Origin of the sequence: Roseovarius maritimus, from assembly GCF_043355895.2 — a bacterium.
Taxonomy (GTDB): Bacteria; Pseudomonadota; Alphaproteobacteria; order Rhodobacterales; family Rhodobacteraceae; genus Roseovarius; species Roseovarius maritimus.
The window spans coordinates 199,573-222,447 of sequence record NZ_JBHFPF020000003.1; the positions used below are offsets into that span (position 1 = coordinate 199,573).

The following is a 22,875-nucleotide window of genomic DNA, read 5'->3' on the forward strand; positions in this document are numbered from 1 at the left end:
CAGCGAGGGTGCGATATGACCGAACTTGACCTGCGCGGTTTTCGCATTTTACCGGGCTATCTGAGAACCGAGGCGCAGGCGGCGCTGGTGGCGGCGCTGCGTGATGTGGTGGCGGCCGCGCCATTGATGCGCCCCATGACGCCGATGGGCCGCCAGATGAGCGTGCGCATGACCTCGGCCGGGCGCTATGGCTGGGTGTCTGACCGCTCGGGCTATCGCTATTCGGCGGCGCATCCTGACGGGCGGGCGTGGCCCCCGATCCCGGCGGCCGTTTTGGAAATCTGGCGTGATCTGGTCAGCGATGCGCGCGATCCTGACTGCTGCCTCGTCAATTACTACGGCGAGGGCGCGCGGATGGGCCTGCATCAGGACCGGGACGAGGTGGATTTCAACTGGCCGGTGCTCTCGATCTCGTTGGGCGATGACGGGCTACTGCGGATCGGCAATACGGCGCGCGGGGGCAAGACCGTGTCGCATTGGCTGCGCTCGGGCGATGTGGTGGTGATGGGCGGCGACGCGCGGCTGACCTATCACGGGGTCGATCGGATCAGGTTCGGCTCGTCCTCGCTGCTTGGCGGCGGCGGGCGGATCAACCTGACCTGCCGCGTGGTGGACTGATCCCGCCACCTGCAATGCGGAGCGGGCGGCGGGATTTGAGTCCTTTTACCAGGATGAAGCCGGACGCCTACGCCTTTTTCGGCTCGACATTCACCTGATGCGGGAAGGGGATCGAGATGCCCTTCGCGTCGAAATCTTCCTTGATCGCCTTGGTCAGCTCGAATTTGACGTTCCAGAAATCGGCGGTCGATGTCCAGAGCCGCGCGGTAATGTCGACCGAGCTGTCGCCAAGATTGGTCACCCGCGCCCAAGGCTCGGGATCCTGCATCACACGGTCATCCGCGCGGGCGTTTTCAAGAATGATCTGCATCGCCGTATCGGCGCTGTCGGAATAATCGATGCCGAATGTCAGATCGAGGCGCCTTGTGTCATGCGCCGAGTAATTGGTGATGATGGATCCCCATGCCTGCCCGTTGGGCACGATGATCTGCACGTTCTGCGGTGTCGTCAACTCGGTGAAGAACAGGGCGACTTCCGAGACCGTGCCGCTGGTGCCGCCGATATCGACATATTGGCCCAGCTTGTAGGGGCGGAAGATCACCAGCATGATCCCTGCCGCCAGATCGGCCAACGTGCCTTGCAGGGCAAGGCCGATAGCAAGGGTCGCGGCACCCAGAACGGCGACGACGCTGGTCGCCTCGATGCCGAAGAGGTTCAGCACCGCCAGCAGCACCATGATGCGAATGGCCCAGGTCGCGACGGTGGCGGCAAAATTCCCCAACGTCTGGTCAATGCGCTGATGCTTGCGCACCTGTCGGCGCACGAAGCTGCCGACGAGGCCCGCCACGATCCAGCCAACGATAAGGACGACCAGCGCCTTGACCGCGTTGACGACCAGCGGCGCGTAGCCGCCCAATTGATCCAAGAAACCTTCCATAGGACTGATAATCCCCTTCAAACCCTAAATAATTGATTGAATGCCGCTATAACCTTCCCGGCCCAACGGCGAAAGGCCCCGGAGGTTCCGGGGCCTTGGTCAGGTGGTGGCAAGACTTCAGCGCGTTTTCAGCGCGTCGCGGATCTCGATCAGGATATCCTTTTCCGAGGGGCCGGTCGGCACTTTGGGCGCAACTTCGTCGGGCTTTTCGGCAAGCGACTTTACCTTGTTGACGTATTTGACCAGCATGAAGACGACGAAGGCGATGATCAGGAAGTTGATGACGGCCATCAGGAAGGCGCCATAGGCAAAGATGGATGCCCCCGTCTCGCGCGCGGCCTCAAGCGAGGCACCGGCGGGCACGTCACCCGCCAGAACGGCGTAATTATTGGTGAAATCGACGCCGCCGGTGAAGAGGCCGATGATCGGATTGATCAGATCGCCGACCATCGACGTGACGATGGCCGTGAACGCCGCGCCGATGATGATGCCGACCGCCATGTCCATGACATTGCCCTTGGCAATGAAGTCCTTGAATTCATTGAGCATAAATATCCCACTATCCCAGATGATGCGGCGCGTTTGCGCGCCTGCGCAAGGAGTTTAGCATAAATCGGATCAGCGGGAGGTAAGAATTGCCGTTACGTGGGCAGCGTGCCGTCCACGACATAGCGCAGGATCTGGACCACCTGCTGGGGTGTGCGCGCAACGGCCAGCGCGGCAGCGTCCACTTCTTTCAGCGCATGGTCATGCTCTTCCGGCTGCAGGATGATCAGCGACTTACCCAGCGCCGCAGCGTAGCCCGCATCGAAGGCCGCGTTCCATTGCTTGTATTTCTCGCCAAAGCGCACGACGACGACATCGGCCTCCTCGATCCCCATGCGCGTGCGGATGGCGTTCAGTTTCGCGCCCTTGTGGTCGTGCCAGAACTTGTCCGCCTCGGCCCCGAGGATCGCCACGCCGCAATCGTCGCTGGCGCCATGATCCGTGACAGGGGCGCTGAAATGAACGTTCAACCCCTCTGCGCCCGTCTCGATCTGGTCCCGCCAGTCGGTGTGAATTTCGCCACTGAGATAAACGTTCAGCATGGTCATTCTCCTATGGATCAGCCTCGCAGTGTGCCGCCGGTCGCCTTGGCGACTTTTTCAACAATCTTGGCGGATACAGCCTCGATATCGGCATCTTTCAGCGTGGCCTCGGTGGGTTGCAGGCGCACCGTGACGGCGAGGGATTTTTTCCCCTCACCCAGCGCGCCGCCGATGAATTCGTCAAAGACGCGCACATCCTCGATCAGCACCTTGTCCGCGCCTGCCGCCGCATTGACCAGCGTCAGCGCCTCGACGTCGGCATCCACGACAAAGGCAAAGTCGCGCTCGACCGCCTGCAGCGCGTTCATCTGCGCGGCGCCGCGATTTGCGGTTGCATTGCGCGGCAGGGGGATCTCGCCGGGCCATAGGGTAAAGGCCATGGCGCTGCCCTTGATCCCCATTGCGCGCAGCACCTTGGGGTGCAATTCGCCAAAGACGCCCAGCACCTTTTTCGGGCCGAGGCAGATCATGCCGTGACGGCCCGGATGCCACCATGCGTCGGCGCCGCGCAGGATCTGGACCTTGGCGGGCGCGCCGATGGCCGACAGGATCGCCTCGGCGTCGGCCTTGACATCGTAAAGATCCACGGCGCGGGAGGCACCATGCACATCCTTGGGGCCGGTGCGCCCCAGCAAAATGCCTGCCACCTGCAAATGCTGCTCGCCCGGCTCGCCGCCGTGGAAAGCGTGGCCGACCTCGAACAGCCCCATGTCGGAGATACCGCGCGCCTGGTTGCGCGCCGCAGCCTGCAAGAGGCCCGGCAGCAGCGCGGGGCGCATATGGCTCATCTCGCTGCTGATCGGGTTGGCCAGCATCGTCGCATCATCGCCGCCGCCGAAGAGAGTCGCGCTGGCATGGTCGATGAAGCTGTAAGTCACGCATTCGTTGTAGCCGAGGCTCGCCGCCGTGCGCCGCGCGATTTGCTCGCGCTTTTGCGCGGGCGACAGGATCGGCGCGGGCACGCCAGCCTGTGCGCGGGGCAGGGGGCGCCCGACAAGCTTGGTCAGGGATGCGATGCGTGCGACCTCTTCGACCAGATCGGCCTCGCCCAGAACATCGGGGCGCCAGCTGGGTACCGATGCCAGATCGCCATCGAGGCGGAAGCCGAGGGCCGTCAGCGTCTGGCGCTGCTCGGATTCGGGGATTTCCATGCCGACCAGCGACTGCACGCGTGCAGGCACCAGCTTGTAGGCGCGGCGCACATCCGGAACTTTGCCAGCCTTGACGAGGTTCGAGGGCGTGCCGCCGCAAAGATCCATGATCATCTGCGCCGCCAGGTCCACCGCCTCCATGTTGAAGGCCGGATCGATCCCGCGCTCGTTGCGGTAGCGCGCATCCGAGTTGATCTTCAGCGCGCGGCCCGTCGCGGCGATCTGGACATTGTCCCAAACGGCGGCCTCGAGGAACACATCGGTCGTCTCAGACGTGCAGCCTGTCGCGAGGCCACCCATGATGCCGCCGATGCTCTCGATGCCATTGTCGTCCGAGATGACGACCTGCCCTTCGGAGAAAGTATACTCCTTCTCATCGAGGCCGATCAGCGTCTCGCCGCCCTTGGCGCGGTGGATGCGAAGATTGCCCGCAACTTTTCCTGCGTCAAAGACATGCAAGGGCCGATTGCGGTCAAAAGTGAAGAAATTGGTGATATCCACCAGCGTCGAGCGCGGGCGCAGCCCGATGGCGCGGAGGCGATCCTGCAGCCATTCGGGGCTGGGGCCGTTGGTGACGCCGCGAATGAGGCGGCCCGCGAAAACCTCGCAGCCGTTTGTCGAGGTGTCCTCGTCGATGGTCACTGTAATGGGGCAGGGGAATTCGCCCTCGACATGGGCGGTCGGCGCGTCCTTCAGCTTGCCCAGACCGCGCGCCGCCAGATCGCGCGCGATGCCGCGCACGCCCAGCGCATCGGGGCGGTTGGGGGTGATGGCGATCTCGATGACCGGGTCGACCTTGGCCGGATCGTTCTGCGCCAGCCAGTCGATATAGCGCTCGCCCACCTCGCCCGAGGGAAGCTCGATAATACCGTCATGCTCATCGCTGAGCTCCATCTCGCGCTCCGAGCACATCATGCCGTAGCTCTCGATGCCGCGGATCTTGCCCACGCCGATCGTGGTATCGATGCCGGGCACATAGACGCCGGGCTTGGCCACGACCACGGTGATGCCCTCGCGCGCGTTAGGCGCGCCGCAGATAATCTGCAATTCGCCCTCGCCGGTCGCCACTTTGCACACGCGCAAGCGGTCTGCATCGGGATGCGGCTCGGCATGGGTGACATGGCCCAGCGTGAAGTCGGCGAGCCGCGCGGCGGGGTTCGTGACGCCCTCCACCTCAAGGCCCAGATCGGTCAGCGCATAGGTGATCTCATCGACGGAGGCCTCCGTGTCGAGATGGTCTTTGAGCCAGGACATCGTGAATTTCATGTGCCGTCATCCATCGGGTCGTTATCTGTCGCGCCTCGCATAGCGCAGAAGGGGCGGCGGGGAAAGGCCACTCAACGCTCGTAGCGCTCGGCCAGATCCTCGGTATCGCCGATCTCCAGCAGTTTGATCTCGCGGATGAGGCGGATCGTTGGCTTGAGGCAGAAACAGACCGAGCCGATGACGAAAAGCCAGATCGCCTGCGTCTCGTAATCGGCCCAGAAGAAGAGGATCGAGCCGATGAGAAAGGAGATTGCAGCGGCGAAATCGACGATCGTATAGGCAAGTTCGTAAGTGGCGTAGAGCCGCCTGCTCTCGGCCGAGTGCTGGCGGTTCTCGTGCTTGAAGAGGCGCATGGGGCAGGCTCCTTTTTTGGCTTTACCGACAGTAAGAAGCGCACCTTCGTCCGGAATCAAGCCGAAGGCGCCGGACGAGCGTCTGCCCGTCCCTTCGCACCAGAGGTGCGAAATTTTAGGCGGCACGCCTTCGGCGTGACGGGCTGGCGCTGCGATGACGGGTGCTGTCGTTCGGACGGTGGAAGGGCTTGGCAGGCATAAACCACGCCGTTTAACCGTTGCAGCGCCACCCCACGGGCAGGTGCGCGTCCGGCTTGGGTTAGTTCATTCTCATACTTAAGAAATCGAGCCTCTTGCAGCTTCATGGCTTGGCGAGCGTTAGCCCGCTTTACAGAAGCCGACGGAGCACAGACTATTTCCAACCTGCATTTTTCAGGAAATCCCTTATTTTTAGGGTGCGCCTCCGTTGGGCTTGTTCGATCTCATCCTGCTCGCGCCAGTACGTTAAATGAGCATAAAAGAATACCACAAACGCTGGAGCAAGAAGCAACGACACCAATAAGATTATCATCAGGGACAAAGGTTCAGGCAGTTCAATCAAGCCGAGAACAAGCGATGAGCTAATTCCCAAAATGAATAAGAGAAAAATCAACCAGCGAGGTAACGAGGACTGAACAGCGCGGCACCAATCGACGTAACGTGCCAGCAGGGTGCAAAGATAATACACTTAGCGACTCAACCCACCTCTCAACGTCGGCACATCCAACGCGGCAAACCCATAATGCCGCAGCCACCGCAGATCGCTATCAAAAAACGCCCGCAGATCCGGGATCCCGTATTTCAGCATCGCGATCCGGTCGATCCCCATGCCGAAGGCAAAGCCCTGCCATTCGTTCGGGTCGATATTCCCGGCCTCGAGCACCTTGGGATGCACCATGCCCGAGCCCAAGATCTCGAGCCAGTCATCCCCCTCGCCCACTTTCAAAGTGCCGCCCTCCCATGAGCAGCGGATATCGACCTCGGCTGACGGTTCGGTGAAGGGGAAATGCGACGCGCGGAAGCGTAGCTCGACATCGTCGACCTCGAAGAACGCCTTGACGAATTCTTCCAGCACCCATTTCAGGTTCGCCATCGAGATGTCCTTGTCAATCGCAAGCCCCTCGATCTGGTGGAACATCGGCGTGTGCGTCATGTCATAATCGGCGCGGTAGACGCGGCCGGGAGCGATGACGCGGATGGGCGCGCCCTGCGCCTGCATCGCGCGGATCTGCACCGGCGAGGTGTGGGTGCGCAGCACATGGGGTGGGCGCTCGTCCGCCTCGCCGCGATGGGTATAGAACGTGTCCATCTCGGCGCGCGCGGGGTGGTGGCCGGGGATGTTCAGCGCGTCGAAGTTGTACCAGTCGCTTTCGATCTGCGGCCCTTCGGCGACGGAAAATCCCATATCGGCGAAGATCGCGGTCACTTCCTCGGTCACCTGGCTGATCGGGTGGATGGTGCCTTGGCGCCGGGTGCGCGCGGGCAGCGTCACGTCCAGCCATTCGCCGCGCAGACGCTCGTCCAGCGCGGCATCGCCCAGCGCCTCTTTCTTGGCGGCGAGGGCCGAGTTGATCTCGTCCTTCAGCGCGTTCAGCTTGGGACCGGCGGTCTGGCGCTCCTCGGCGCTCATCTTGCCGAGGCTTCGCATGGCAAGGCTGATCTCGCCCTTCTTGCCGACGGCCTGCAAACGCAGATCCTCGAGTGCGGCCTCGTCAGCGGCACTGGCGATTGCCTGGATATACTTGTCGCGCAGATTGTCCATCGGGGCACCTCTCGTCCATATCGCCTGCGAGTTACCGCGCATCCCCCTTGCGTGCAAGCCTTAGCGCCCTGCAGGCGGGCCCGACGAAAAACGCCGCCCCCGAGGGAGCGGCGTTTCCACATACCGAAAGGCGAATGGCTCAGAAGCCAAGGCCTTCGTACTTTTTCTTGAACTTCGACACGCGGCCGCCGCTGTCCATCAGGCGGCCCGAGCTACCGGTCCATGCGGGATGCACGGTGGGATCGATATCCAGCGACAGCTGGTCGCCTTCCTTGCCGTAGGTCGAGCGCATTTTCAGGATCGTGCCGTCGGTCATCTTGACGTCGATCTCGTGATAATCGGGGTGGATGTCTTTTTTCATCGTACCGGTCCTTACGCTTTCTTGGGCTTGTAGGTGGTGTCCTCTGCGATACGCGCGGACTTGCCGCGGCGCGAGCGCAGGTAGTACAGCTTGGCGCGGCGGACGCGGCCACGGCGGACAACCTCGATGCTGTCGATGTTCGTCGCATAGAGGGGGAACATACGCTCCACGCCTTCGCCGAACGAAATCTTGCGCACGGTGAACGAGCCGGCAATGCCTTCGCCGTTCTTGCGGCTGATGCAGACGCCCTCGAAGGCCTGAACGCGGGTGCGTGTGCCTTCGGTCACCTTGTAACCGACGCGAACGGTGTCGCCGGCCTTGAAATCGGGAATGGTCTTGCCAAGCTCGGCAATCTGTTCCGCTTCGATCTGAGCGATAATGTTCATCGCTGAACTCCTGGGTTTGCTTGCGGTTAACATCCGCAAAGTGTTTCGCGCCCCGAGAGCTGGTGGCCCTTGTCCGGATCCCCCTGACCGCTGTCAGAAGTCCGCCCCAGATCGGATCGTCATTATCTACGTAACGCCCCCGGCATGTCCGGCCCGGATGCAAAGATCAACCGGCAAAGATGCACGCCATGCGGCACCCGACTCGGGTATAGCCGAGACAGGGTGCGCGGGCTTTAGGACAGATGGGCGTGCGATGCAAGCCGCGCGGGAGTATTTCCGGGGCTATTTTGCATAGCGATCCCACATATCGGGCCGCCTTTGCTGCGTGATGCGCTCGGCCTCGTCCTGTCGCCACTTGGCGATCGCGCCGTGATTGCCCGAGGTCAGAACCTCGGGGATGGTGCGGCCGTGCCATTCGGCGGGGCGGGTGTACTGCGGATGCTCCAAAAGGCCGCTTGAATGGCTTTCCTCCACGGCGCTTGCCTCATTGCCCAGAATGCCGGGGCGCAGGCGCAGGGCGGCGTCGATCATCGCCTGCGCCGCGATATCGCCGCCCGTCAGCACGAAATCCCCCAGCGACACCTCGATAGCGCCGTAATGTTCGATCACGCGCTCATCCAAGCCCTCGAACCTGCCGCAGATCAGGGTCATGCCCGGCCCCGCGGCCAGATCGCGCGCCATCTGCTGGTCGAACCGCTGGCCTCGCGGGCTGAGATAGATCAGCGGAGTGCCCGGTGCGGCGCTGGCCTGAGCGGCCTCGATCGCCGCGCCCATCACGTCGGCGCGCAGTACCATTCCGGCGCCGCCCCCTGCGGGGGTGTCGTCAACATTGCGGTGCTTGCCGATGCCGTATTGACGCAGATCATGCGCCTCCAGTTCCCATAAACCATCCTTGAGCGCGCGGCCCGTCAGGCTTTCGCCCAAGATACCCGGAAAGGCTTGCGGCATCAGCGTGATCACCTGCACACGCCACGCCCGGGCTAGCCGCTGGGGGCCGCCCAGCAGATCGCGCGGCGCGGCGCTGAGCGTCACGGATTTGCGGCCATGGGACAGCTCTGGAGGGATGGATGGGTTCGACATGCGCTGGCCATAGCGCGTCGCGCGCAGCCTTGGCAAGCGCCATGCCCAGCCGTGGCACAGCGCTGCCCTCGTGTGCGATCATAGGCGCCTGGCGAATGGTGCTAGGCGAGTGCGATGACCCCGAAGAGCACCAGAAGGAACAGCACCAGCGCCACGATGATCAGCAGCTTGGCGCCCGATAGCGCAAGCCCCGACAGGTTGTTGAAGCCCAGAAGCGCGGCGATGGCCGCGATGGCCAGCAATATGAGAATCCATTCGAGCATGGGGAACACCTTTCGCTTGGGGACCGCAATTTTCCGGCCCGTAGCGCGCTAACCCGTGAGACCGGCGCAAGGTTCCCTGCGCGTCACGCGTCCGGGAAAAGCCCCTCGGGTGGATCGGCCACGATGCGGCGTCCGGCCAGGTCGACCGTGGGCACGGAGGCCTGAGTGAAAGGCAGCAGCACGGTCTCGGGCGTGCCGGGCACGGCGATCTCCAGAAGGTCGGACGCGCCGTGGTTCAATACCGTCTTGACCTCCCCCAGAAGTGTGCCGCCGGTGTCGTGCACCGCAAGGCCGACAAGATCGGCGTGATAATACTCGTCATCGGGCAGGTTGGGCAGTTTCGAGCGGGCGACCATCAGGCGCACGCCGCGCAGCGCATCGGCGGCCTCCTTGGTGGTGATGCCCGACAGGCGCGCGGTAAATCCGCCCTTGGTCTGCCCTGTCAGGGTGACCGTGTGCGCCGCGCCGCCGCCTTCGGGCGTCAGCGGGCCATAGGCGGCGATATCCTCGGGGATCGCCGCGAAGCTCTTCAGTCGCACCTCGCCGCGCACCCCGAAAGAGCCGGCAATGGCCCCGATGCAGATCATCTCGTCATGCTCGCTCATTGCGTTTCTCCCCGGCAGAGCCCGCGCGTCACCTGCCCGCCTGCTGCTGCGCAGTCCTGCGCGTGTTGATATTTGCCATAGCCCCATCCCGCAAGAAAGAGAACCGCCCAGAAGATCAGCTTGCGCAGCATGGCTCAGCGCCGCATCAGAGAGGGCGGCGCCGTGCGCGCCTCCCACCCGGCGTCCTGCAATTCGGGGGTCAGGCTTTCGGCCTCGGGCCAGCCGATGCACAGATATGCGATCAGCAACCAGCCGCCCGGCACGTCCAGATCGCGCGACAATTGCACGGGATCGAGAATGGAGACCCAGCCGACGCCAAGGCCCTGTGCCCGCGCCGCCAGCCAGTAATGGGTGATCGCGCCCACCACCGAATAGCGGCGCATCTCGGGCATGGTCGCGGCGCCAAGGCCCGCGCCTTTGGGCGTTTCGTCGTCGCAGAAGATGGCCAGTTGCACCGGCGCGTCGCGCATGCCCGACAGCTTGAGCGTGCCGTAGAGCTGCGCGCGCTCACCCTCGTAGCCGGCCAGCGCCTTGGCATTGGCAGCCTCGAAATTGATGCGGGCAGCGGCGCGGGCGGCATCGCTCTCGACATGGACGATCCGCCACGGCTCGCTCAGGCCCACGGAGGGTGCCATGCAAAACGCGTCGAGGCAGCGCGCTTGCACTGCCTCGTCCACTGGATCCGCGCGGAAGCGGCGCACATCGCGCCGCCACCGCATCAGATCGGCCAGCTGCGACTGGAAGTCTGGCGTGAACGTAGACATTCCAGCGCGCTCCCGGCCTTACTCTTCGGTTGCGGCCTCTTCGGCGGACGCTTCCTCGGCAGGTGCCTCGGCGGGGGCGTTCTTGGCCTCCTCGATGGCAGCGGCCTTGGCAGCGCGCTCTTCCGCGCGGTCCTGAGCCTTCTTGCCGGGGACAGCTTTTTTCATGTTGGCGCGCTCGGCCTTGGGACGGGCACCTGCGGCCTCGAGCATGCGTGCGACACGGTCGGTCGGCTGCGCGCCCTTTTCGATCCACGCCTGAACGCGCTCGATGTCCATCTTGACGCGGTCTTCGCTGTCCTTGGGCAGGAGCGGGTTATAGGTGCCCAGCTTTTCAATGAAGCGGCCGTCGCGCGGCATGCGGCTGTCGGCGGCGACGATGGAATAATGGGGGCGCTTCTTGCTGCCACCGCGGGCGAGGCGAATTTTCATGGCCATGGGGTAGTCTCCTTGGGGTTTTGGATACGGGTTTGATTACGATTGGTGCTGTTTGTGGTGCTGAATGACTTCAGCGATGATGAAGTTCAGGAACTTCTTGGCGAATTCCGGGTCCAGATCGGCCTGATTCGCCAAATCCTCCAGACGCGCGATCTGCGCGGCTTCGCGCGCGGGATCGGACGGGGGAAGGTCGTGCTCGGCCTTGAGGCGGCCGACGGATTGCGTGTGTTTGAAACGCTCGCCCAGCGTGTAGACGAGGATCGCGTCCAGCCTGTCGATGCTGTCGCGGTGGTCCTTGAGCAGTTGGGCGGCCTTGGCGGCATCGGCGCTCATACGCGAGCCTCCTTGGCGGCATGGACAAGACCCAGATCGGCGGGCGCGGGATGGCGATAGATCAGCGTGCCCTCCCACTCAGGCAGATCGGGCAGCGCGGCATCCGTGTCTAGGCTGCACCCCAGACGCTTGGCCAGCGCGATGGAGGGCGCATTCTCGGGGTCGATATAGCTGACGGCGGTTTGCCAGCCCATATCATCATAAAGGTGCTGCCGCACGGCGATGGCGGCCTCTTCGGCATAGCCCTTTCCCTCGAATTCGGGCATCCAGAGGCCCCAGCCGATTTCCGGCTCGGGGTACCCCTCGGGATAGATGGCGCCGACATCGCCGATCACCTGATCCGTGCCCTTGAGGCAGATTGCGAAAAGCCCGGTGCCGCGCACCGTCCATTCGCCGATCAGGCGGCAGGTCTGAACCCAGGCGTCATGCCGCGTGTAGGGTCCGCTCATATATTGCGCGCGGTCGGATGCAAGAAACGCGATGCTCGCCTCCATATCCTGCGGGCCGATGGCGCGCAGGGTCAGGCGCTGGGTCGCCAGCACAGGGGTATCGGCCAGATGAGGCGTCATGCGTCCACCTGATCGGGCGCAAGGCCCAACTCGGCGGGCGAGGGATGGCGATAGATCATGTCCTCGCCCATATGGGGGTTGGAATAGCTGCGCTCGTAGCGGGCGCCCAAGCGCTCGGCCAGCGCGATTGAGCGCGCATTGCCGGGCACGATATGCGAGCCGAGCGTGGTGAGGCCAAGATCCGTATAGGCCCATTCACGGGCGCGCAGGGCGGCCTCATAGGCGATGCCGCGCCCTTCGAAGCCGTCGAAGACGACATAACCAAGCTCGGGCTCGGGCCAGCCTTCGGGTGCCCAGATGCCCACAAGGCCGCAGGGCTGGCCGGATGCCTTGTCCTCGATGATGAAATAGCCATAGCCGCGCAGGGCCCAGTGACCCAGATTCATCGCGAACCAGCGCCAGGCGCGGCTGCGATCCGGCTCGGTGCCGAAGCCCTCGGCGCGGACCGGGTCCATCAGGAAGGTGATGGTCGGTTCGATATCCCGCTCGGTCGGGCCGCGCAGGATCAGGCGCTCGGTCTCGATGCGGGGGATTTCGGTCAGCATGGGCGGGCCTCCATGATCGAGGTCTGGTGGGTGGCGCCTGCGGAACGCCTCCGGCGGGGATATTGCGGGAACGATGAAAGCATGGGGATCACTTCTTTTTGCCAAAGCCCGAGAGGCCGGAGGGGAGGCCGCCGCCGCCGCCCATGCCGCCAAAGCCGCCGGGCATGCTGCCGCCCATCTTCTTGGCCGCCTGTTCGAGCGCCTTTGAGTCCATGCCTTGTATTTCCTCGGGCGAGGGGCCGCCACCCTTGCCGAACATGCCTTTCATCGCCTGCTTCAGCATGCCGCCCTTGCCCATTTTCTTCATCATGTCCGACATCTGGCGGTGCATCTTGAGTAGCTGGTTCAACTGGCTGACCTCGAGGCCCGCGCCCTTGGCGATGCGTTTCTTGCGGCTGGCCTGCAGGATCTGAGGGTTGGCGCGTTCTTTCTTGGTCATCGACTGGATCAGGGCGATCTGGCGCGCGATGATCTTGTCGTCAAAGCCGGCCTCCTGCACCTGCTTGGCCATCTTGCCCATGCCGGGCATCATGCCCATCACGCTTTCCATGCCGCCCATCTTCTGCATCTGCTCCAGCTGCATGCGCAGGTCGTTCATGTTGAACTGACCCTTCTGGAAGCGCTTCATCATGCGCTCGGCCTGCTCGGCCTCGATGGTCGCCTGTGCCTTTTCCACGAGGCTGACGATGTCGCCCATGCCGAGAATGCGGCCCGCAATGCGCTCGGCCTCGAAGGTCTCGATGGCGTCCATTTTCTCGCCCAGGCCGACGAAGCGGATGGGCTTGCCAGTGACGGCGCGCATTGACAGGGCCGCGCCGCCGCGGCCGTCGCCGTCCATCCGGGTGAGGACCACGCCGGTGACGCCGATCTTGTCGTCGAATTCCGTGGCGACATTGACGGCGTCCTGGCCGGTAAGACCATCGACCACCAGCAACGTCTCGCGCGGGTTGGCCACGTCGCGCACGGCGGCAGCCTGCGCGATCAGCTCGGCGTCGATATGAAGGCGGCCAGCGGTATCGAGCATGTAGACGTCATAGCCGCCGAGGGCCGCCTGCGTCTTGGCCCGCTTGGCGATCTGGACGGGATCCTCGCCCTTGACGATGGGCAGCGTGTCGACGCCGATCTGCTGGCCAAGGATCGCCAGCTGCTCCATCGCCGCCGGGCGGTTGACGTCGAGCGAGGCCATCAACACGCGCTTGCCCTCGCGCTCCTTGAGGCGCTTTGCCAGCTTGGCGGTGGTCGTCGTTTTGCCCGAGCCCTGCAGGCCCACCATCAGGATGGGCGCGGGCGCGTTGTCGATCTTGAGCGCGCCGGGATCGCCCTCGCCGCGCAGCGTGTCGATAAGCGCATCGTGGACGATCTTGATGACCTGCTGGCCGGGCGTGATGGATTTCAGCACCGATTGGCCGGTGGCCTGGGTCTGCACCTTCTTGACGAATTCACGCGCCACAGGCAGCGACACGTCCGCCTCCAGAAGGGCGACTCGCACTTCGCGCAGGGCGGTTTTGACGTCATCTTCGCTGAGCGCGCCCTGTTTGGTCAGGCGATCAAAGACACCGGAGAGGCGTTCGGATAGATTTTCAAACATCTGCCAAGGCTCCTGTCAGTGTCGTTGCGCCCTGATATGGGCAAGGCCGTAGAATGCGCCAAACCGGTAGAGCCCCCGTGGGCGCAAACGCGCTGACGGAGGGCGATCCCGGCAAAGGCCAAGGGACCGGAAGACAAAACGCTTCCGGGGTTTGCGCGGTGTCTAGGCGCGGACGCTCGGCGAGTCAAGCGCGGGGGTGCCCTTGCGTGCTGGGTGCGCATGGGATCACAGTGCGCAGGGCAACCGATACTACATTACTCCAAGGACACCGCATGGATAACTGGGACGAGATCCGAACCGCCTTTCACGTGGCCCGCGCGGGAACCGTCAGCGGGGCCGCAGGCGCGCTGGGTGTGCATCATGCCACCGTCATCCGCCATATCGACGCGCTGGAGGGACGGCTGGGTGTGCGACTTTTTCAGCGTCACGCGCGCGGCTATACTCCGACCGAGGCGGGAGCCGACCTGCTGAGTGTGGCGCAGGGCGCGGACGAAGCCTTTGCCCAACTGGCGGGCCGGATCAAGGGGCATGGCGGCGATGTCGACGGCGATCTGGTGGTCACGTCCCTATCCGGGTTCACTCATTTCCTCGTGCCCGCGCTGGCCGATTTCCAGCGTACCTATCCCGATCTGGCGGTGCGATACCTCACCGGCGATCGCCTCTTTCGGCTGGAATACGGCGAGGCGCATGTCGCCATTCGTGCGGGGGCCGCGCCGGACCAGCCCGACAACGTTGTGCAGCCTTTCTTTGAACAGTCCGTCACGCTTTATGCGGCCGAGGCCTATCTCGACCGCCACGGCAGGCCCGAAGACGCAGACGCCCTGGCCGGACATTTGATGGTCGGGGCGGCAAACCCGCAGTCGCGCGCACCTTTCGCGCGCTGGATGGCGCAGGCGCTGCCACCTGATGCGGTCGTCTTTCGCAGCGACGATCCCCATGCGCAATGGGCGGCGATCGAGGCAGGGGTCGGTATCGGTTTTGTGCCAACCCTGAAGGCGCCCGATATGCGACAGCTTGTTCAGATCGCTCTGCCGCGCGAGGAATGGGCCGCCCCGCTTTGGCTGGTCAGTCATGTTGATCTGCACCGCACCGCAAAGGTGCAGGCGCTGATGAGCTTTCTGAAGGCGCACGCCGCAGGGTGGGGCGGGGCATGAGCGATGCATGGCGCGGCCATGTGGCGATGCTGGCCTTTTCGGGGCTTATCGCGGGGTCTTTCGCGCTGGGCTCGCTGGCCGCGCCGCATATCGCTCCGGCTGCGCTGAATGCGCTGCGTTTCAGCGCGGCGGCGGTGCTGCTGGGCGGCTGGGCCTTTGCGCGCGGCGGCGTCGTGCGCAGCGATTTCGCAGCACCCTGGCGCTACCTGCTGTTGGGCGCGCTGATGGCCTGCTACTTCGTGCTGATGTTCGAGGCGCTTAAAACCGCGCCCGCCGTCTCGCTTTCGGCGGTGTTCACGCTTTCGCCGATCCTGTCGGGTATCGCGGGCTACGTGCTGATGCGCCAGATCATGACACTACGCATGGTCGCCGCTTTGGCGGTAGGGGCGGCGGGGGCGCTCTGGGTGATCTTCCGCGCGGATATCGCCATGCTGCTCGAGTTCCGGATCGGGCGGGGCGAGGTCATCTTTTTCTGGGGCTGCGCGGCGCATGCGATCTATACGCCCCTGGTGCGCAGGTTGAACCGGGGGCAATCGCCGGTCACCTTTTCGTTCGGCACGATCGCGGCGGCGGCGCTGATCCTCGTCGCGCTGGGCGCGCGCGATCTGGCTGCGATGGACTGGGGTGCGATGCCCGTTATCGTCTGGATTACGCTGGCTTATATCACCATCGTCGCTACGGCGCTGACCATTGTCCTGTTGCAATATGCGTCGCTGCGCCTGCCCAGCGCAAAGGTAATGGCCTATACCTATCTCTTGCCCAGCTGGGTCATCTGCTGGCAGGCCGCATTGGGCCAGCCCTTGCCTCCCGCGCTGGTGCTGGCGGGTGTTGCGCTGACCATCGCGGCGCTGCTGATGCTGCTCAAGAATGAAGAAGGGCGCATCGCGGTCCGGAACCTTTCCGAGTGACCCCGCGTTGGCGCAGCAATGACAATAGCAACAAAAGGGACATCCCATGCGTAATATCATTTATCTCGTCGGCTTGGTCGTGATCGTTCTCGCCATCGTCGGCTTCGTCCTGTAACGTACCGCCACGCAGAATTCCGGGCTGATCGACCGGCGCCAGATACGTGCGCCGCGGTCAGCCCTTTTCGCGTCCGAACTCGGCCGCGAGAAAAACTTCGAATGCGTCCAGATCGACGGGCTCGAACTGACCAAAGCCCTGCATCCAGACCGATGCCGCGCGCAGGCCGCCCGGCTCCAGCTTACACCATTTGACGCGGCCCCGGCGCTCTTGGCTGATGAGCCCCGCGCGCCCCAATATTCCCAAATGCTTTGAAATCGCGGCAAGGCTCATGTCGAAGGGCTCGGCCACATCCGTCACTGCCATGTCGTCCTCCAGCAGCATGGACAGGATCGCGCGCCGCGTCGGATCGGCAAGGGCCGCAAAGGTCAGGTCGAGGGATCCCGTCATCACGTCTCCTTTACAGTGCCGCCCGTGCTGCGACACAATGGCCGCAAGGGAATGCTCCTGCAGTGTATTCCCACAATGCGAAAGGAAAGCACATGTTCAACCACATCATGGTTCCGGTCGATCTGGTTCACAAGGACAAGCAGCAAAAGGCGCTCGCCGTCGCGGGGGAGATGGCGAAGACACATAACGCCAAGGTGCATGTCGTCAGCGTCGGCGGCGAGTTGCCCAGCACCCTGGGGCACAATCCCAAGGAATTCGGCGGGCTGCTTGATGCTTTCACAAAATCCCTGACCGACGAATATGGCGTCACGGTCGAGGCGTACCCGGTCCAATCGACCGACCCCGCAGTGGACACCACCCGCAAGCTGATGGAGAGCATCGACGATCTGGGCATCGACCTGGTCATCATGGCCTCTCACGAGCCCGGCGTGATGGAGCATATCTTCAGCTCGCATGGAGGCTATATCGCGCAGCACGCCAAATGCTCGGTCTTCATCGTTCGCTAAGCCGCGCGGCTGCTGTGCCACTCTTTGTCAACCATAAGGTTGAATAAGCCCCGGCGACCGGAATCCCGCCATCCCGCCGGGGCGCTGCGCTGCCAGCCCTCTCATCTCTCAAAAAATACTCAATTAAAACAGGTATCTGAGGGCGTCCTTTGTGCGGCGTACCCGCGCTTGACTCAAACGGCCCCGCCGCATAGCAATGCGCCAACCGTCCGCATCCGAGGGCACGCCCAGTGACTGACCCCGATCATCGCGCCAGGCTTCGCGATCTCGAGGCCAAGATCGAAGCGCTCAAGACCCCGAAAGAGGTCAAGCCGCATACGGACGAGCATTATTCGCAGGCTCAGTTGGCCTGGCGCATGGTGATAGAATTGGTGGCCGGTCTTCTGATCGGCTTTGGCATCGGATACGGGCTGGACAGGCTCTTGGGCACGCTGCCCATATTTCTGGTGCTCTTCACATTGCTGGGCCTCGCGGCAGGGATCAAGGTGATGATCCGCAGCGCGCAGGAAATCCAGCAGACCCAAGAGGCCGAAAAGGCCGCTGACCATTCGGCCAAGCAGGGCCGCGACGAGAGGGCGAAAGATGGCGACTGAAGCAGCATCCGGTGAAACAACGGGACTGGTCTTCCACCCGATGGACCAGTTCATCATCAAGCCGCTTTTCGGCGATGGTGATGTCGGCATCTTTACCGTGACCAACGTGACGCTCTGGATGGCGATCACGGTGCTGGCGACGATCGCGCTGCTGGTGCTGGGCTCGTCCAGCCGCCAGTCGATCCCGACGCGCATGCAGTCGGTGGCAGAGTTGGCCTATGGCTTCATCCGCAAGATGGTCGAGGATGTGGCGGGCCGCGATGCGCTGCCTTATTTCCCTTATATCATGACGATCTTCATGTTCGTGGTCATGGCCAACTTCGTCGGTCTACTGCCCGGCGCCTTCACCACCACCAGCCATATCGGCGTCACCGCCGTCCTCGCGCTGCTGGTTTTCGTGTCTGTCACCGTTATTGGCTTCGTCAAGCATGGCGCAGGTTTCCTGGGGCTTTTCTGGATCAGCGCCGCGCCGCTCCCGCTGCGCCCGATCCTCGCGCTGATCGAGGTCATTTCGTACTTCGTGCGCCCCGTCAGCCACTCCATTCGTCTGGCTGGCAACATGATGGCCGGCCACGCCGTGATGAAGGTCTTTGCGGCCTTCGCGCCGATGATCATCATCTCGACGGGTATCGGCCTTGCCGTGACGCCGCTCTCGATCCTCGCGATCTCGGCGATCTACGCGCTCGAAATTCTCGTGGCCTTCATCCAGGCCTACGTCTTTACCATTCTGACCTGCGTCTATCTCAAGGACGCGCTGCACCCGGCGCACTGATCCGCAGGCAAGGAATACCGGCAGGGCATCCTGCCGGACCAAACGACCGAAATACCGCAAATTCCACAGTAAGGAGACATCTCATGGAAGGCGATATCGCAACAATGGGCGCATACATCGGCGCAGGTCTGGCATCCGTCGGCATGGGCGGCGCAGCCGTCGGTGTGGGCAATGTTGTCGGCAACTTCCTGTCCGGCGCCCTGCGCAACCCCTCGGCTGCTGGCGGCCAGACGGCCACCATGTTCATCGGCATCGCATTCGCCGAAGCACTGGGGATCTTCTCGTTCCTCGTCGCGCTTCTGCTGATGTTCGCCGTCTAAGAACCATCGTTAGACTGATCCTTACGGGATGGGTGAAGGGCCCCGGGCCCTTCACCCTCTCTGACAGACCGGCTTCCTGAGAAAGGACGACAAAATGGCTATCGAAACCGCTGCCGAGACGGCGGGCACCACGCCCATCGCCCTCGAAGAGGCCGGCGTCTGCGTCGGACCGGATGGCGGGGCCATCGGCCTGCCGCAGCTCTGCCCCGACTGGATGGGCAACCAGATCTTCTGGCTGCTGGTCACGCTTGTCGTGATCTTTTTCGTACTGTCGCGCATCGCGCTGCCGCGCATCGCAGCCGTCCTGGCCGAGCGTCAGGGCACCATCACCAATGACATCGCCGCTGCCGAGGACCTGAAGGTCAAGGCGAGCGAAGCCGAAGCCGCCTATGAAAAGGCGCTGGCCGACGCGCGCAGCAATGCCAATGACATCATCGCCGAGACCAAGGCAGGCATCAAAGCCGATCTCGACGAGGCGATGGCCAAGGCCGACGCAGAGATTGCCGCCAAGACCGCCGAGGGCGAAAAGGCCATCGACGAGATCCGGGCCGGCGCGCTGGAGAGCGTGAAGGACGTGGCCAAGGATACCGCCAAGGAAATCGTCGCCGCGATGGGTGGCAAGGCCGACGCCAAGTCGGTGAACGCCGCCGTCACCTCGCAGATGAAAGGCTAATCCCATGCGCATTATTGCAACATTGATCGCGCTGCTTGCCGCCAGCCCCGCGCTGGCCGCTACCGGCCCGTTCTTCTCGCTGTCGAACACGAATTTCGTCGTGATGATCTCGTTCATCCTGTTCGTCGCCTTCCTGCTCTATCTCAAGGTGCCCGGCAAGATCGGTGAAATGCTGGACAAGCGCGCCGATGGCATCAAGTCCGAGTTGGACGAAGCCCGCGAGCTGCGCGAAGAGGCACAGGCTTTGCTGGCCACGTTCGAGCGTCAGCAGAAGGACGTACAGGACCAGGCCGACCGGATCGTGGCGCAAGCCAAATCCGAAGCGAATGATGCCGCCGAGAAGGCCCGCGAAGACCTCAAGAAGTCCATTGCGCGCCGGATGCAGGCCGCCGAGGACCGAATCGCCTCGGCCGAGGCGGGTGCCGTGCGCGAGGTGCGTGATCGCGCCATCGCCATCGCCATCGCAGCGGCCCGTGACGTGATCGCCAAGCAGATGAGCACGGCAGAGGCGAACAAACTGATCGACGAGGGCATTGAGACGGTGGATGCCAAGCTGCACTAAACGCGGAGCAGGCCCCGACATTGCAAAACCCGGCCCCATCTGGTGCCGGGTTTTTCTGTGCGCGTCAAAGCTCCGGACGGAGTTTTGAGCGGAAAACATGCGTTTTCCGGCGTGGGGCGAAACGGCATCTCTGAAAATGAAAGGGGGCCGTTGGTTCAGCCCCTCAATCACTCTGCTCAGATCGTTTTCGTCTTCTGCCTGCGTACTAAACTTTTAACCAAGCGTACCCCTAACCTGCACGCCCAGCGCGCCGGTAGCCGGTTGAATTACGGTGAATGCCCCTGCGGTGCGCGCAACCCCTGATGAGATCGGCACCGCACCAGTCATGCCGCCCATGCCTCGGCGCGTGTTGCGATCTTGGCGGCGTGGAATGACATTTCGGCGGACTCTCCGGAACGGGGCGAAATCGGAATATTAGCGCCCATATTTAGGCGATGACGCAAGATATAGGCGCAAAGCTGCGAATCGGTCAACCTGAATGAAGTGCGAAACTGCACGCGTAAGGGCCCTGACGCACCCATTGATCTAAATAATCGAATCGTTTTCGGGTATTTAGCCCGCGAAAAAAAATTTACGCTGGGTCAGCCATTTTCGCGCAGCACATGCCCGGCGAGGTATAAAGAGCCGCAGATGAGGACACGCGCCTCAGGTGCGTCCTGCACGATCCGGGTCAAAGCGCTGCGCAGATCAGGCGCGACATGCGCGGTCAGCCCGGCGGCCTCGGCGGCCTTGGCGGTGACTTCGGCCGGCAGCGTATTGGCCTCGCCCGGGATCGAGAGCGCGGTCAGGCTGTCTGCCTTCGCGGCCAACGGGCGCAGGTAGCCGGCGATATCCTTGGTGTTGAGCATGCCGCAGATCAGATGCGTCGGACGCGCGGGGAGGCTGGCCAGATGCCGGCCCAGCGCGGCCCCTGCAGAGGCGTTATGCCCGCCATCAAGCCAGAGTTCGGCGCGGGGTGCGGCCTCGGCCAGCGTGCCGCGATCGAGGCGCTGCATCCGGGCGGGCCACTCGGCGCGGGTGACTGCGGCTTCGGCGGCGTCCTCGCCCATTCCAAGATGGCGCAGCGCGGCGAGCGCCGCGCCCGCGTTCTCGATCTGATGCGCGCCGGGGAGGTTGGGCAGGGGCAGGTCCAGAAGGCCGCTTTCATCCTGATAGATCATACGGCCCCGCTCGGCGCTGACATGCCAGTGCTGGCCATGGGCAATGACCGGTGCGCCATTGCGCGCGGCGACCTCCTCGATCACGTCCAATGCCTCATCGTCCTGCGGGCCGACAACACAAGGCACACCGCGCTTGATGATCCCGGCCTTCTCGAAGGCGATCTTGGCCAGCGTATTGCCCAGATATTGCTCATGATCGATGCTGACCGGCGTGATGATCGTCAGTTCGGGCTGCGCGACCACGTTCGTCGCATCGAGACGCCCGCCCAGACCGACCTCGAGCAGGGTGTAATCGGCGGGTGTGCGCGACATGGCCAGAAGGGCGGCGCAGGTGGTGATCTCGAAATAGGTGATCGGATCGCTGCCATTGGCAGTATAGCATTCGTCCAGAACCGCGCTCAGCGCATCCTCGGTGATCAGCTCGCCCGCCAGCCGGATCCGCTCGTGAAAGCGGGCGAGATGGGGCGAGGTATAGGCATGGACGCGGCACCCGGTGGCCTCTAGCCCCGCGCGGATCATCGCCTGCGTGCTGCCCTTGCCGTTGGTGCCGGCGATATGAACGACCGGCGGCAGGGCGTCCTGCGGATTGCCAAGCGCGCCCAGCAGGCGCCACACGCGGTCCAGCGTCAGGTCGATGATCTTGGGGTGCAGCGCCATCATCCGCTCAAGGATGACATCCGATCCGGCGGTGCTCATTTCTTGGGCGCTGCCTGCTTTTGCGCGTCAGGCTTGGCGGCTGGCGCGGCGCCCGCCTTAGGCGCGTCCTCGCCCGCGTGCGCCTCGGGCACGTCAATACTTGGCGCGGGCAGATCTCCCGCGATGGCAGGCGTGAGGCCCAGCAGCATGCGAGTGATGGTGATCAGTTCTTCGCGCATCTTGGGGCGCGGCGTCACGCGGTCCAGCATGCCGTGGTCCAGCAGGTATTCTGCGCGCTGGAAACCTTCGGGCAGTTTCTCGCGGATGGTCTGCTCGATCACGCGCGGCCCGGCAAAGCAGATCAGCGCGTTTGGCTCGGCGATCTGCACATCGCCCAGCATGGCATAAGACGCGGTGACGCCCCCGGTCGTGGGATGCGTCAGCACCACGATATAGGGCAGGTTCGCCTCTTTCAGCATCTGGATCGCGACAGTGGTGCGCGGCATCTGCATGAGGGACAGGATGCCCTCCTGCATGCGCGCGCCGCCTGCGGCGGAGAATAGGATGAGCGGCCGCTTCAGCTTGACCGCCGTTTCTGCCGCCGCGATGATCGCGTTACCGACATACATCCCCATCGAGCCGGCCATGAAGCTGAAATCCTGCGCGGCGGCGACGATGGGCGTGCGCCCGATCTCGCCCGTGGCGACCAGCATCGCCTCTTTTTCGCCGGTAGATTTCTGCGCCGCCTTCAGGCGGTCGGGATATTTCTTTTGATCGCGGAAATGCAGCGGGTCGGGTTTGGGCGCAGGCACGGCCACCTCCGAGAAGGTGCCGCCGTCGAACAGCGCAGAGAACCGCGCGCGCGGCGAGATGTTCATGTGATGGCCGCAACTGGTGCAGACGTTCAGGTTCTGGCTCAACTCGCGGTGAAACAGCATGCTGCCGCACTCGTCGCATTTGGTCCACAGGTTCTCGGGCATCTCGCGGCGCGAGAAGATCGAGTTGATGCGCGGACGCATGTAGTTGGTGATCCAGTTCATGTGACCTGCCTGTTTGTCGCGGT

At 63.5% G+C, this 22,875-nt stretch carries 30 protein-coding genes; 9 read left to right on the plus strand and 21 right to left on the minus strand.

Annotated features, from left to right (window positions below; all coding sequences use genetic code 11):
* The first annotated feature begins 15 nt into the window (after positions 1-15).
* The gene (locus tag ACEWPM_RS08265; RefSeq protein WP_393961196.1) at positions 16-618 is read left to right on the plus strand and encodes an alpha-ketoglutarate-dependent dioxygenase AlkB family protein; all 603 of its coding nucleotides are present in this window, start codon (positions 16-18) and stop codon (positions 616-618) included.
* Positions 619-685: 67 nt separating this feature from the next.
* On the opposite strand, the gene ACEWPM_RS08270 is transcribed toward ACEWPM_RS08265, so the two are convergent.
* From ACEWPM_RS08270 to ffh, 18 genes are all read right to left on the minus strand, one after another.
* Positions 686-1,495 (minus strand): mechanosensitive ion channel family protein, encoded by an 810-nt coding sequence (locus tag ACEWPM_RS08270; protein ID WP_393961197.1) that lies wholly within the window; start codon positions 1,493-1,495, stop codon positions 686-688.
* A 117-nt stretch (positions 1,496-1,612) separates the two neighbouring features.
* Positions 1,613-2,044, minus strand: coding sequence for a large conductance mechanosensitive channel protein MscL (gene mscL / locus ACEWPM_RS08275; protein WP_393961198.1), 432 nt, complete (start codon positions 2,042-2,044; stop codon positions 1,613-1,615).
* Positions 2,045-2,136: 92 nt separating this feature from the next.
* Positions 2,137-2,583, minus strand: a complete 447-nt coding sequence (locus ACEWPM_RS08280) for a YtoQ family protein (RefSeq protein WP_393961199.1) — start codon at positions 2,581-2,583, stop codon at positions 2,137-2,139.
* A 17-nt stretch (positions 2,584-2,600) separates the two neighbouring features.
* Positions 2,601-5,000 carry a phenylalanine--tRNA ligase subunit beta gene (gene pheT / locus ACEWPM_RS08285; protein ID WP_393961200.1) on the minus strand — a complete coding sequence of 800 codons (2,400 nt, stop codon included), beginning with the start codon at positions 4,998-5,000 and terminating at the stop codon, positions 2,601-2,603.
* A gap of 71 nt (positions 5,001-5,071) precedes the next feature.
* The gene (locus ACEWPM_RS08290; RefSeq protein WP_393961201.1) at positions 5,072-5,353 is read right to left on the minus strand and encodes a YrhK family protein; all 282 of its coding nucleotides are present in this window, start codon (positions 5,351-5,353) and stop codon (positions 5,072-5,074) included.
* A gap of 667 nt (positions 5,354-6,020) precedes the next feature.
* Positions 6,021-7,094, minus strand: a complete 1,074-nt coding sequence (gene pheS, locus ACEWPM_RS08295) for a phenylalanine--tRNA ligase subunit alpha (protein WP_393961202.1) — start codon at positions 7,092-7,094, stop codon at positions 6,021-6,023.
* Positions 7,095-7,233: 139 nt separating this feature from the next.
* Complete coding sequence (gene rpmE, locus ACEWPM_RS08300; protein ID WP_076530896.1) at positions 7,234-7,455, minus strand: 50S ribosomal protein L31; 222 nt, start codon at positions 7,453-7,455, stop codon at positions 7,234-7,236.
* 11 nt (positions 7,456-7,466) lie between these two features.
* Positions 7,467-7,841 (minus strand): 50S ribosomal protein L19, encoded by a 375-nt coding sequence (gene rplS / locus ACEWPM_RS08305; RefSeq protein ID WP_393932683.1) that lies wholly within the window; start codon positions 7,839-7,841, stop codon positions 7,467-7,469.
* A gap of 282 nt (positions 7,842-8,123) precedes the next feature.
* Complete coding sequence (trmD, locus tag ACEWPM_RS08310) at positions 8,124-8,921, minus strand: tRNA (guanosine(37)-N1)-methyltransferase TrmD (protein ID WP_393961203.1); 798 nt, start codon at positions 8,919-8,921, stop codon at positions 8,124-8,126.
* 101 nt (positions 8,922-9,022) lie between these two features.
* Complete coding sequence (locus tag ACEWPM_RS08315) at positions 9,023-9,184, minus strand: DUF1328 family protein (RefSeq protein ID WP_393961204.1); 162 nt, start codon at positions 9,182-9,184, stop codon at positions 9,023-9,025.
* 83 nt (positions 9,185-9,267) lie between these two features.
* Positions 9,268-9,789: a ribosome maturation factor RimM gene (gene rimM / locus ACEWPM_RS08320; protein WP_393961205.1), complete on the minus strand. Its 522-nt coding sequence runs from the start codon at positions 9,787-9,789 to the stop codon at positions 9,268-9,270.
* A complete protein-coding gene (locus ACEWPM_RS08325; RefSeq protein ID WP_393961206.1) occupies positions 9,786-9,920 on the minus strand; it encodes a hypothetical protein in 135 nt (44 codons plus the stop codon). Before ACEWPM_RS08325 ends, rimM begins: the two co-directional genes overlap by 4 nt.
* A 3-nt stretch (positions 9,921-9,923) precedes the next feature.
* A complete protein-coding gene (gene bluB, locus ACEWPM_RS08330) occupies positions 9,924-10,553 on the minus strand; it encodes a 5,6-dimethylbenzimidazole synthase (protein WP_393961207.1) in 630 nt (209 codons plus the stop codon).
* Positions 10,554-10,571: 18 nt separating this feature from the next.
* Positions 10,572-10,988, minus strand: coding sequence for a 30S ribosomal protein S16 (gene rpsP, locus ACEWPM_RS08335; RefSeq protein ID WP_393961208.1), 417 nt, complete (start codon positions 10,986-10,988; stop codon positions 10,572-10,574).
* A gap of 36 nt (positions 10,989-11,024) precedes the next feature.
* Entirely contained in the window at positions 11,025-11,321 is a 297-nt protein-coding gene (locus ACEWPM_RS08340; RefSeq protein ID WP_393961209.1) for a chorismate mutase, read from the minus strand.
* A complete protein-coding gene (locus ACEWPM_RS08345; RefSeq protein WP_393961211.1) occupies positions 11,318-11,890 on the minus strand; it encodes a GNAT family N-acetyltransferase in 573 nt (190 codons plus the stop codon). Before ACEWPM_RS08345 ends, ACEWPM_RS08340 begins: the two co-directional genes overlap by 4 nt.
* The gene (locus ACEWPM_RS08350) at positions 11,887-12,435 is read right to left on the minus strand and encodes a GNAT family N-acetyltransferase (protein WP_393961212.1); all 549 of its coding nucleotides are present in this window, start codon (positions 12,433-12,435) and stop codon (positions 11,887-11,889) included. The genes ACEWPM_RS08345 and ACEWPM_RS08350 overlap by 4 nt, the downstream gene beginning before the upstream one ends.
* 88 nt (positions 12,436-12,523) lie before the next feature.
* A complete protein-coding gene (ffh, locus tag ACEWPM_RS08355; protein WP_393961213.1) occupies positions 12,524-14,023 on the minus strand; it encodes a signal recognition particle protein in 1,500 nt (499 codons plus the stop codon).
* A gap of 272 nt (positions 14,024-14,295) precedes the next feature.
* Here ffh and ACEWPM_RS08360 point away from each other — a divergent pair, with 272 nt between their 5' ends.
* Both ACEWPM_RS08360 and ACEWPM_RS08365 read left to right on the plus strand, forming a co-directional pair.
* Positions 14,296-15,177 carry a LysR family transcriptional regulator gene (locus ACEWPM_RS08360; RefSeq protein ID WP_393961214.1) on the plus strand — a complete coding sequence of 294 codons (882 nt, stop codon included), beginning with the start codon at positions 14,296-14,298 and terminating at the stop codon, positions 15,175-15,177.
* Positions 15,174-16,085 carry a DMT family transporter gene (locus tag ACEWPM_RS08365; protein WP_393961215.1) on the plus strand — a complete coding sequence of 304 codons (912 nt, stop codon included), beginning with the start codon at positions 15,174-15,176 and terminating at the stop codon, positions 16,083-16,085. Before ACEWPM_RS08360 ends, ACEWPM_RS08365 begins: the two co-directional genes overlap by 4 nt.
* Positions 16,086-16,257: 172 nt before the next feature.
* On the opposite strand, the gene ACEWPM_RS08370 is transcribed toward ACEWPM_RS08365, so the two are convergent.
* Positions 16,258-16,590 carry an ArsR/SmtB family transcription factor gene (locus ACEWPM_RS08370; protein ID WP_393961216.1) on the minus strand — a complete coding sequence of 111 codons (333 nt, stop codon included), beginning with the start codon at positions 16,588-16,590 and terminating at the stop codon, positions 16,258-16,260.
* A 92-nt stretch (positions 16,591-16,682) separates the two neighbouring features.
* Here ACEWPM_RS08370 and ACEWPM_RS08375 point away from each other — a divergent pair, with 92 nt between their 5' ends.
* The 6 genes from ACEWPM_RS08375 to ACEWPM_RS08400 all read left to right on the plus strand — a co-directional run bounded on the left by ACEWPM_RS08375 (position 16,683) and on the right by ACEWPM_RS08400 (position 20,016).
* Positions 16,683-17,096, plus strand: a complete 414-nt coding sequence (locus tag ACEWPM_RS08375) for a universal stress protein (protein WP_393961217.1) — start codon at positions 16,683-16,685, stop codon at positions 17,094-17,096.
* A gap of 230 nt (positions 17,097-17,326) precedes the next feature.
* On the plus strand, positions 17,327-17,689 hold the full coding sequence (locus ACEWPM_RS08380) for an AtpZ/AtpI family protein (protein ID WP_393961218.1): 363 nt from the start codon (positions 17,327-17,329) through the stop codon (positions 17,687-17,689).
* Entirely contained in the window at positions 17,679-18,461 is a 783-nt protein-coding gene (locus ACEWPM_RS08385) for a F0F1 ATP synthase subunit A (protein ID WP_393961219.1), read from the plus strand. Before ACEWPM_RS08380 ends, ACEWPM_RS08385 begins: the two co-directional genes overlap by 11 nt.
* 83 nt (positions 18,462-18,544) lie before the next feature.
* The gene (locus ACEWPM_RS08390; protein WP_393932651.1) at positions 18,545-18,781 is read left to right on the plus strand and encodes a F0F1 ATP synthase subunit C; all 237 of its coding nucleotides are present in this window, start codon (positions 18,545-18,547) and stop codon (positions 18,779-18,781) included.
* Positions 18,782-18,875: 94 nt separating this feature from the next.
* Positions 18,876-19,454 carry a F0F1 ATP synthase subunit B' gene (locus tag ACEWPM_RS08395; RefSeq protein ID WP_393961220.1) on the plus strand — a complete coding sequence of 193 codons (579 nt, stop codon included), beginning with the start codon at positions 18,876-18,878 and terminating at the stop codon, positions 19,452-19,454.
* A 4-nt stretch (positions 19,455-19,458) separates the two neighbouring features.
* Complete coding sequence (locus ACEWPM_RS08400; protein WP_393961221.1) at positions 19,459-20,016, plus strand: F0F1 ATP synthase subunit B; 558 nt, start codon at positions 19,459-19,461, stop codon at positions 20,014-20,016.
* 581 nt (positions 20,017-20,597) lie between these two features.
* On the opposite strand, the gene ACEWPM_RS08405 is transcribed toward ACEWPM_RS08400, so the two are convergent.
* Together ACEWPM_RS08405 and accD are read right to left on the minus strand one after the other, a co-directional pair.
* The gene (locus ACEWPM_RS08405) at positions 20,598-21,872 is read right to left on the minus strand and encodes a bifunctional folylpolyglutamate synthase/dihydrofolate synthase (RefSeq protein WP_393961222.1); all 1,275 of its coding nucleotides are present in this window, start codon (positions 21,870-21,872) and stop codon (positions 20,598-20,600) included.
* Complete coding sequence (accD, locus tag ACEWPM_RS08410) at positions 21,869-22,852, minus strand: acetyl-CoA carboxylase, carboxyltransferase subunit beta (protein ID WP_393961223.1); 984 nt, start codon at positions 22,850-22,852, stop codon at positions 21,869-21,871. The genes ACEWPM_RS08405 and accD overlap by 4 nt, the downstream gene beginning before the upstream one ends.
* Between the last annotated feature and the right edge of the window lie 23 nt (positions 22,853-22,875).

Excerpts from the sequence above, each read along its gene's own strand:
- ACEWPM_RS08265 (WP_393961196.1), top strand. The coding sequence starts at position 16 with ATGACCGAACTTGACCTGCGCGGTTTTCGCATTTTACCGGGCTATCTG.
- ACEWPM_RS08270 (WP_393961197.1), bottom strand. The coding sequence starts at position 1,495 with ATGGAAGGTTTCTTGGATCAATTGGGCGGCTACGCGCCGCTGGTCGTC.
- mscL (WP_393961198.1), bottom strand. The coding sequence starts at position 2,044 with ATGCTCAATGAATTCAAGGACTTCATTGCCAAGGGCAATGTCATGGAC.
- ACEWPM_RS08280 (WP_393961199.1), bottom strand. The coding sequence starts at position 2,583 with ATGCTGAACGTTTATCTCAGTGGCGAAATTCACACCGACTGGCGGGAC.
- pheT (WP_393961200.1), bottom strand. The coding sequence starts at position 5,000 with ATGAAATTCACGATGTCCTGGCTCAAAGACCATCTCGACACGGAGGCC.
- ACEWPM_RS08290 (WP_393961201.1), bottom strand. The coding sequence starts at position 5,353 with ATGCGCCTCTTCAAGCACGAGAACCGCCAGCACTCGGCCGAGAGCAGG.
- pheS (WP_393961202.1), bottom strand. The coding sequence starts at position 7,094 with ATGGACAATCTGCGCGACAAGTATATCCAGGCAATCGCCAGTGCCGCT.
- rpmE (WP_076530896.1), bottom strand. The coding sequence starts at position 7,455 with ATGAAAAAAGACATCCACCCCGATTATCACGAGATCGACGTCAAGATG.
- rplS (WP_393932683.1), bottom strand. The coding sequence starts at position 7,841 with ATGAACATTATCGCTCAGATCGAAGCGGAACAGATTGCCGAGCTTGGC.
- trmD (WP_393961203.1), bottom strand. The coding sequence starts at position 8,921 with ATGTCGAACCCATCCATCCCTCCAGAGCTGTCCCATGGCCGCAAATCC.
- ACEWPM_RS08315 (WP_393961204.1), bottom strand. The coding sequence starts at position 9,184 with ATGCTCGAATGGATTCTCATATTGCTGGCCATCGCGGCCATCGCCGCG.
- rimM (WP_393961205.1), bottom strand. The coding sequence starts at position 9,789 with ATGAGCGAGCATGACGAGATGATCTGCATCGGGGCCATTGCCGGCTCT.
- ACEWPM_RS08325 (WP_393961206.1), bottom strand. The coding sequence starts at position 9,920 with ATGCTGCGCAAGCTGATCTTCTGGGCGGTTCTCTTTCTTGCGGGATGG.
- bluB (WP_393961207.1), bottom strand. The coding sequence starts at position 10,553 with ATGTCTACGTTCACGCCAGACTTCCAGTCGCAGCTGGCCGATCTGATG.
- rpsP (WP_393961208.1), bottom strand. The coding sequence starts at position 10,988 with ATGGCCATGAAAATTCGCCTCGCCCGCGGTGGCAGCAAGAAGCGCCCC.
- ACEWPM_RS08340 (WP_393961209.1), bottom strand. The coding sequence starts at position 11,321 with ATGAGCGCCGATGCCGCCAAGGCCGCCCAACTGCTCAAGGACCACCGC.
- ACEWPM_RS08345 (WP_393961211.1), bottom strand. The coding sequence starts at position 11,890 with ATGACGCCTCATCTGGCCGATACCCCTGTGCTGGCGACCCAGCGCCTG.
- ACEWPM_RS08350 (WP_393961212.1), bottom strand. The coding sequence starts at position 12,435 with ATGCTGACCGAAATCCCCCGCATCGAGACCGAGCGCCTGATCCTGCGC.
- ffh (WP_393961213.1), bottom strand. The coding sequence starts at position 14,023 with ATGTTTGAAAATCTATCCGAACGCCTCTCCGGTGTCTTTGATCGCCTG.
- ACEWPM_RS08360 (WP_393961214.1), top strand. The coding sequence starts at position 14,296 with ATGGATAACTGGGACGAGATCCGAACCGCCTTTCACGTGGCCCGCGCG.
- ACEWPM_RS08365 (WP_393961215.1), top strand. The coding sequence starts at position 15,174 with ATGAGCGATGCATGGCGCGGCCATGTGGCGATGCTGGCCTTTTCGGGG.
- ACEWPM_RS08370 (WP_393961216.1), bottom strand. The coding sequence starts at position 16,590 with ATGACGGGATCCCTCGACCTGACCTTTGCGGCCCTTGCCGATCCGACG.
- ACEWPM_RS08375 (WP_393961217.1), top strand. The coding sequence starts at position 16,683 with ATGTTCAACCACATCATGGTTCCGGTCGATCTGGTTCACAAGGACAAG.
- ACEWPM_RS08385 (WP_393961219.1), top strand. The coding sequence starts at position 17,679 with ATGGCGACTGAAGCAGCATCCGGTGAAACAACGGGACTGGTCTTCCAC.
- ACEWPM_RS08390 (WP_393932651.1), top strand. The coding sequence starts at position 18,545 with ATGGAAGGCGATATCGCAACAATGGGCGCATACATCGGCGCAGGTCTG.
- ACEWPM_RS08395 (WP_393961220.1), top strand. The coding sequence starts at position 18,876 with ATGGCTATCGAAACCGCTGCCGAGACGGCGGGCACCACGCCCATCGCC.
- ACEWPM_RS08400 (WP_393961221.1), top strand. The coding sequence starts at position 19,459 with ATGCGCATTATTGCAACATTGATCGCGCTGCTTGCCGCCAGCCCCGCG.
- ACEWPM_RS08405 (WP_393961222.1), bottom strand. The coding sequence starts at position 21,872 with ATGAGCACCGCCGGATCGGATGTCATCCTTGAGCGGATGATGGCGCTG.
- accD (WP_393961223.1), bottom strand. The coding sequence starts at position 22,852 with ATGAACTGGATCACCAACTACATGCGTCCGCGCATCAACTCGATCTTC.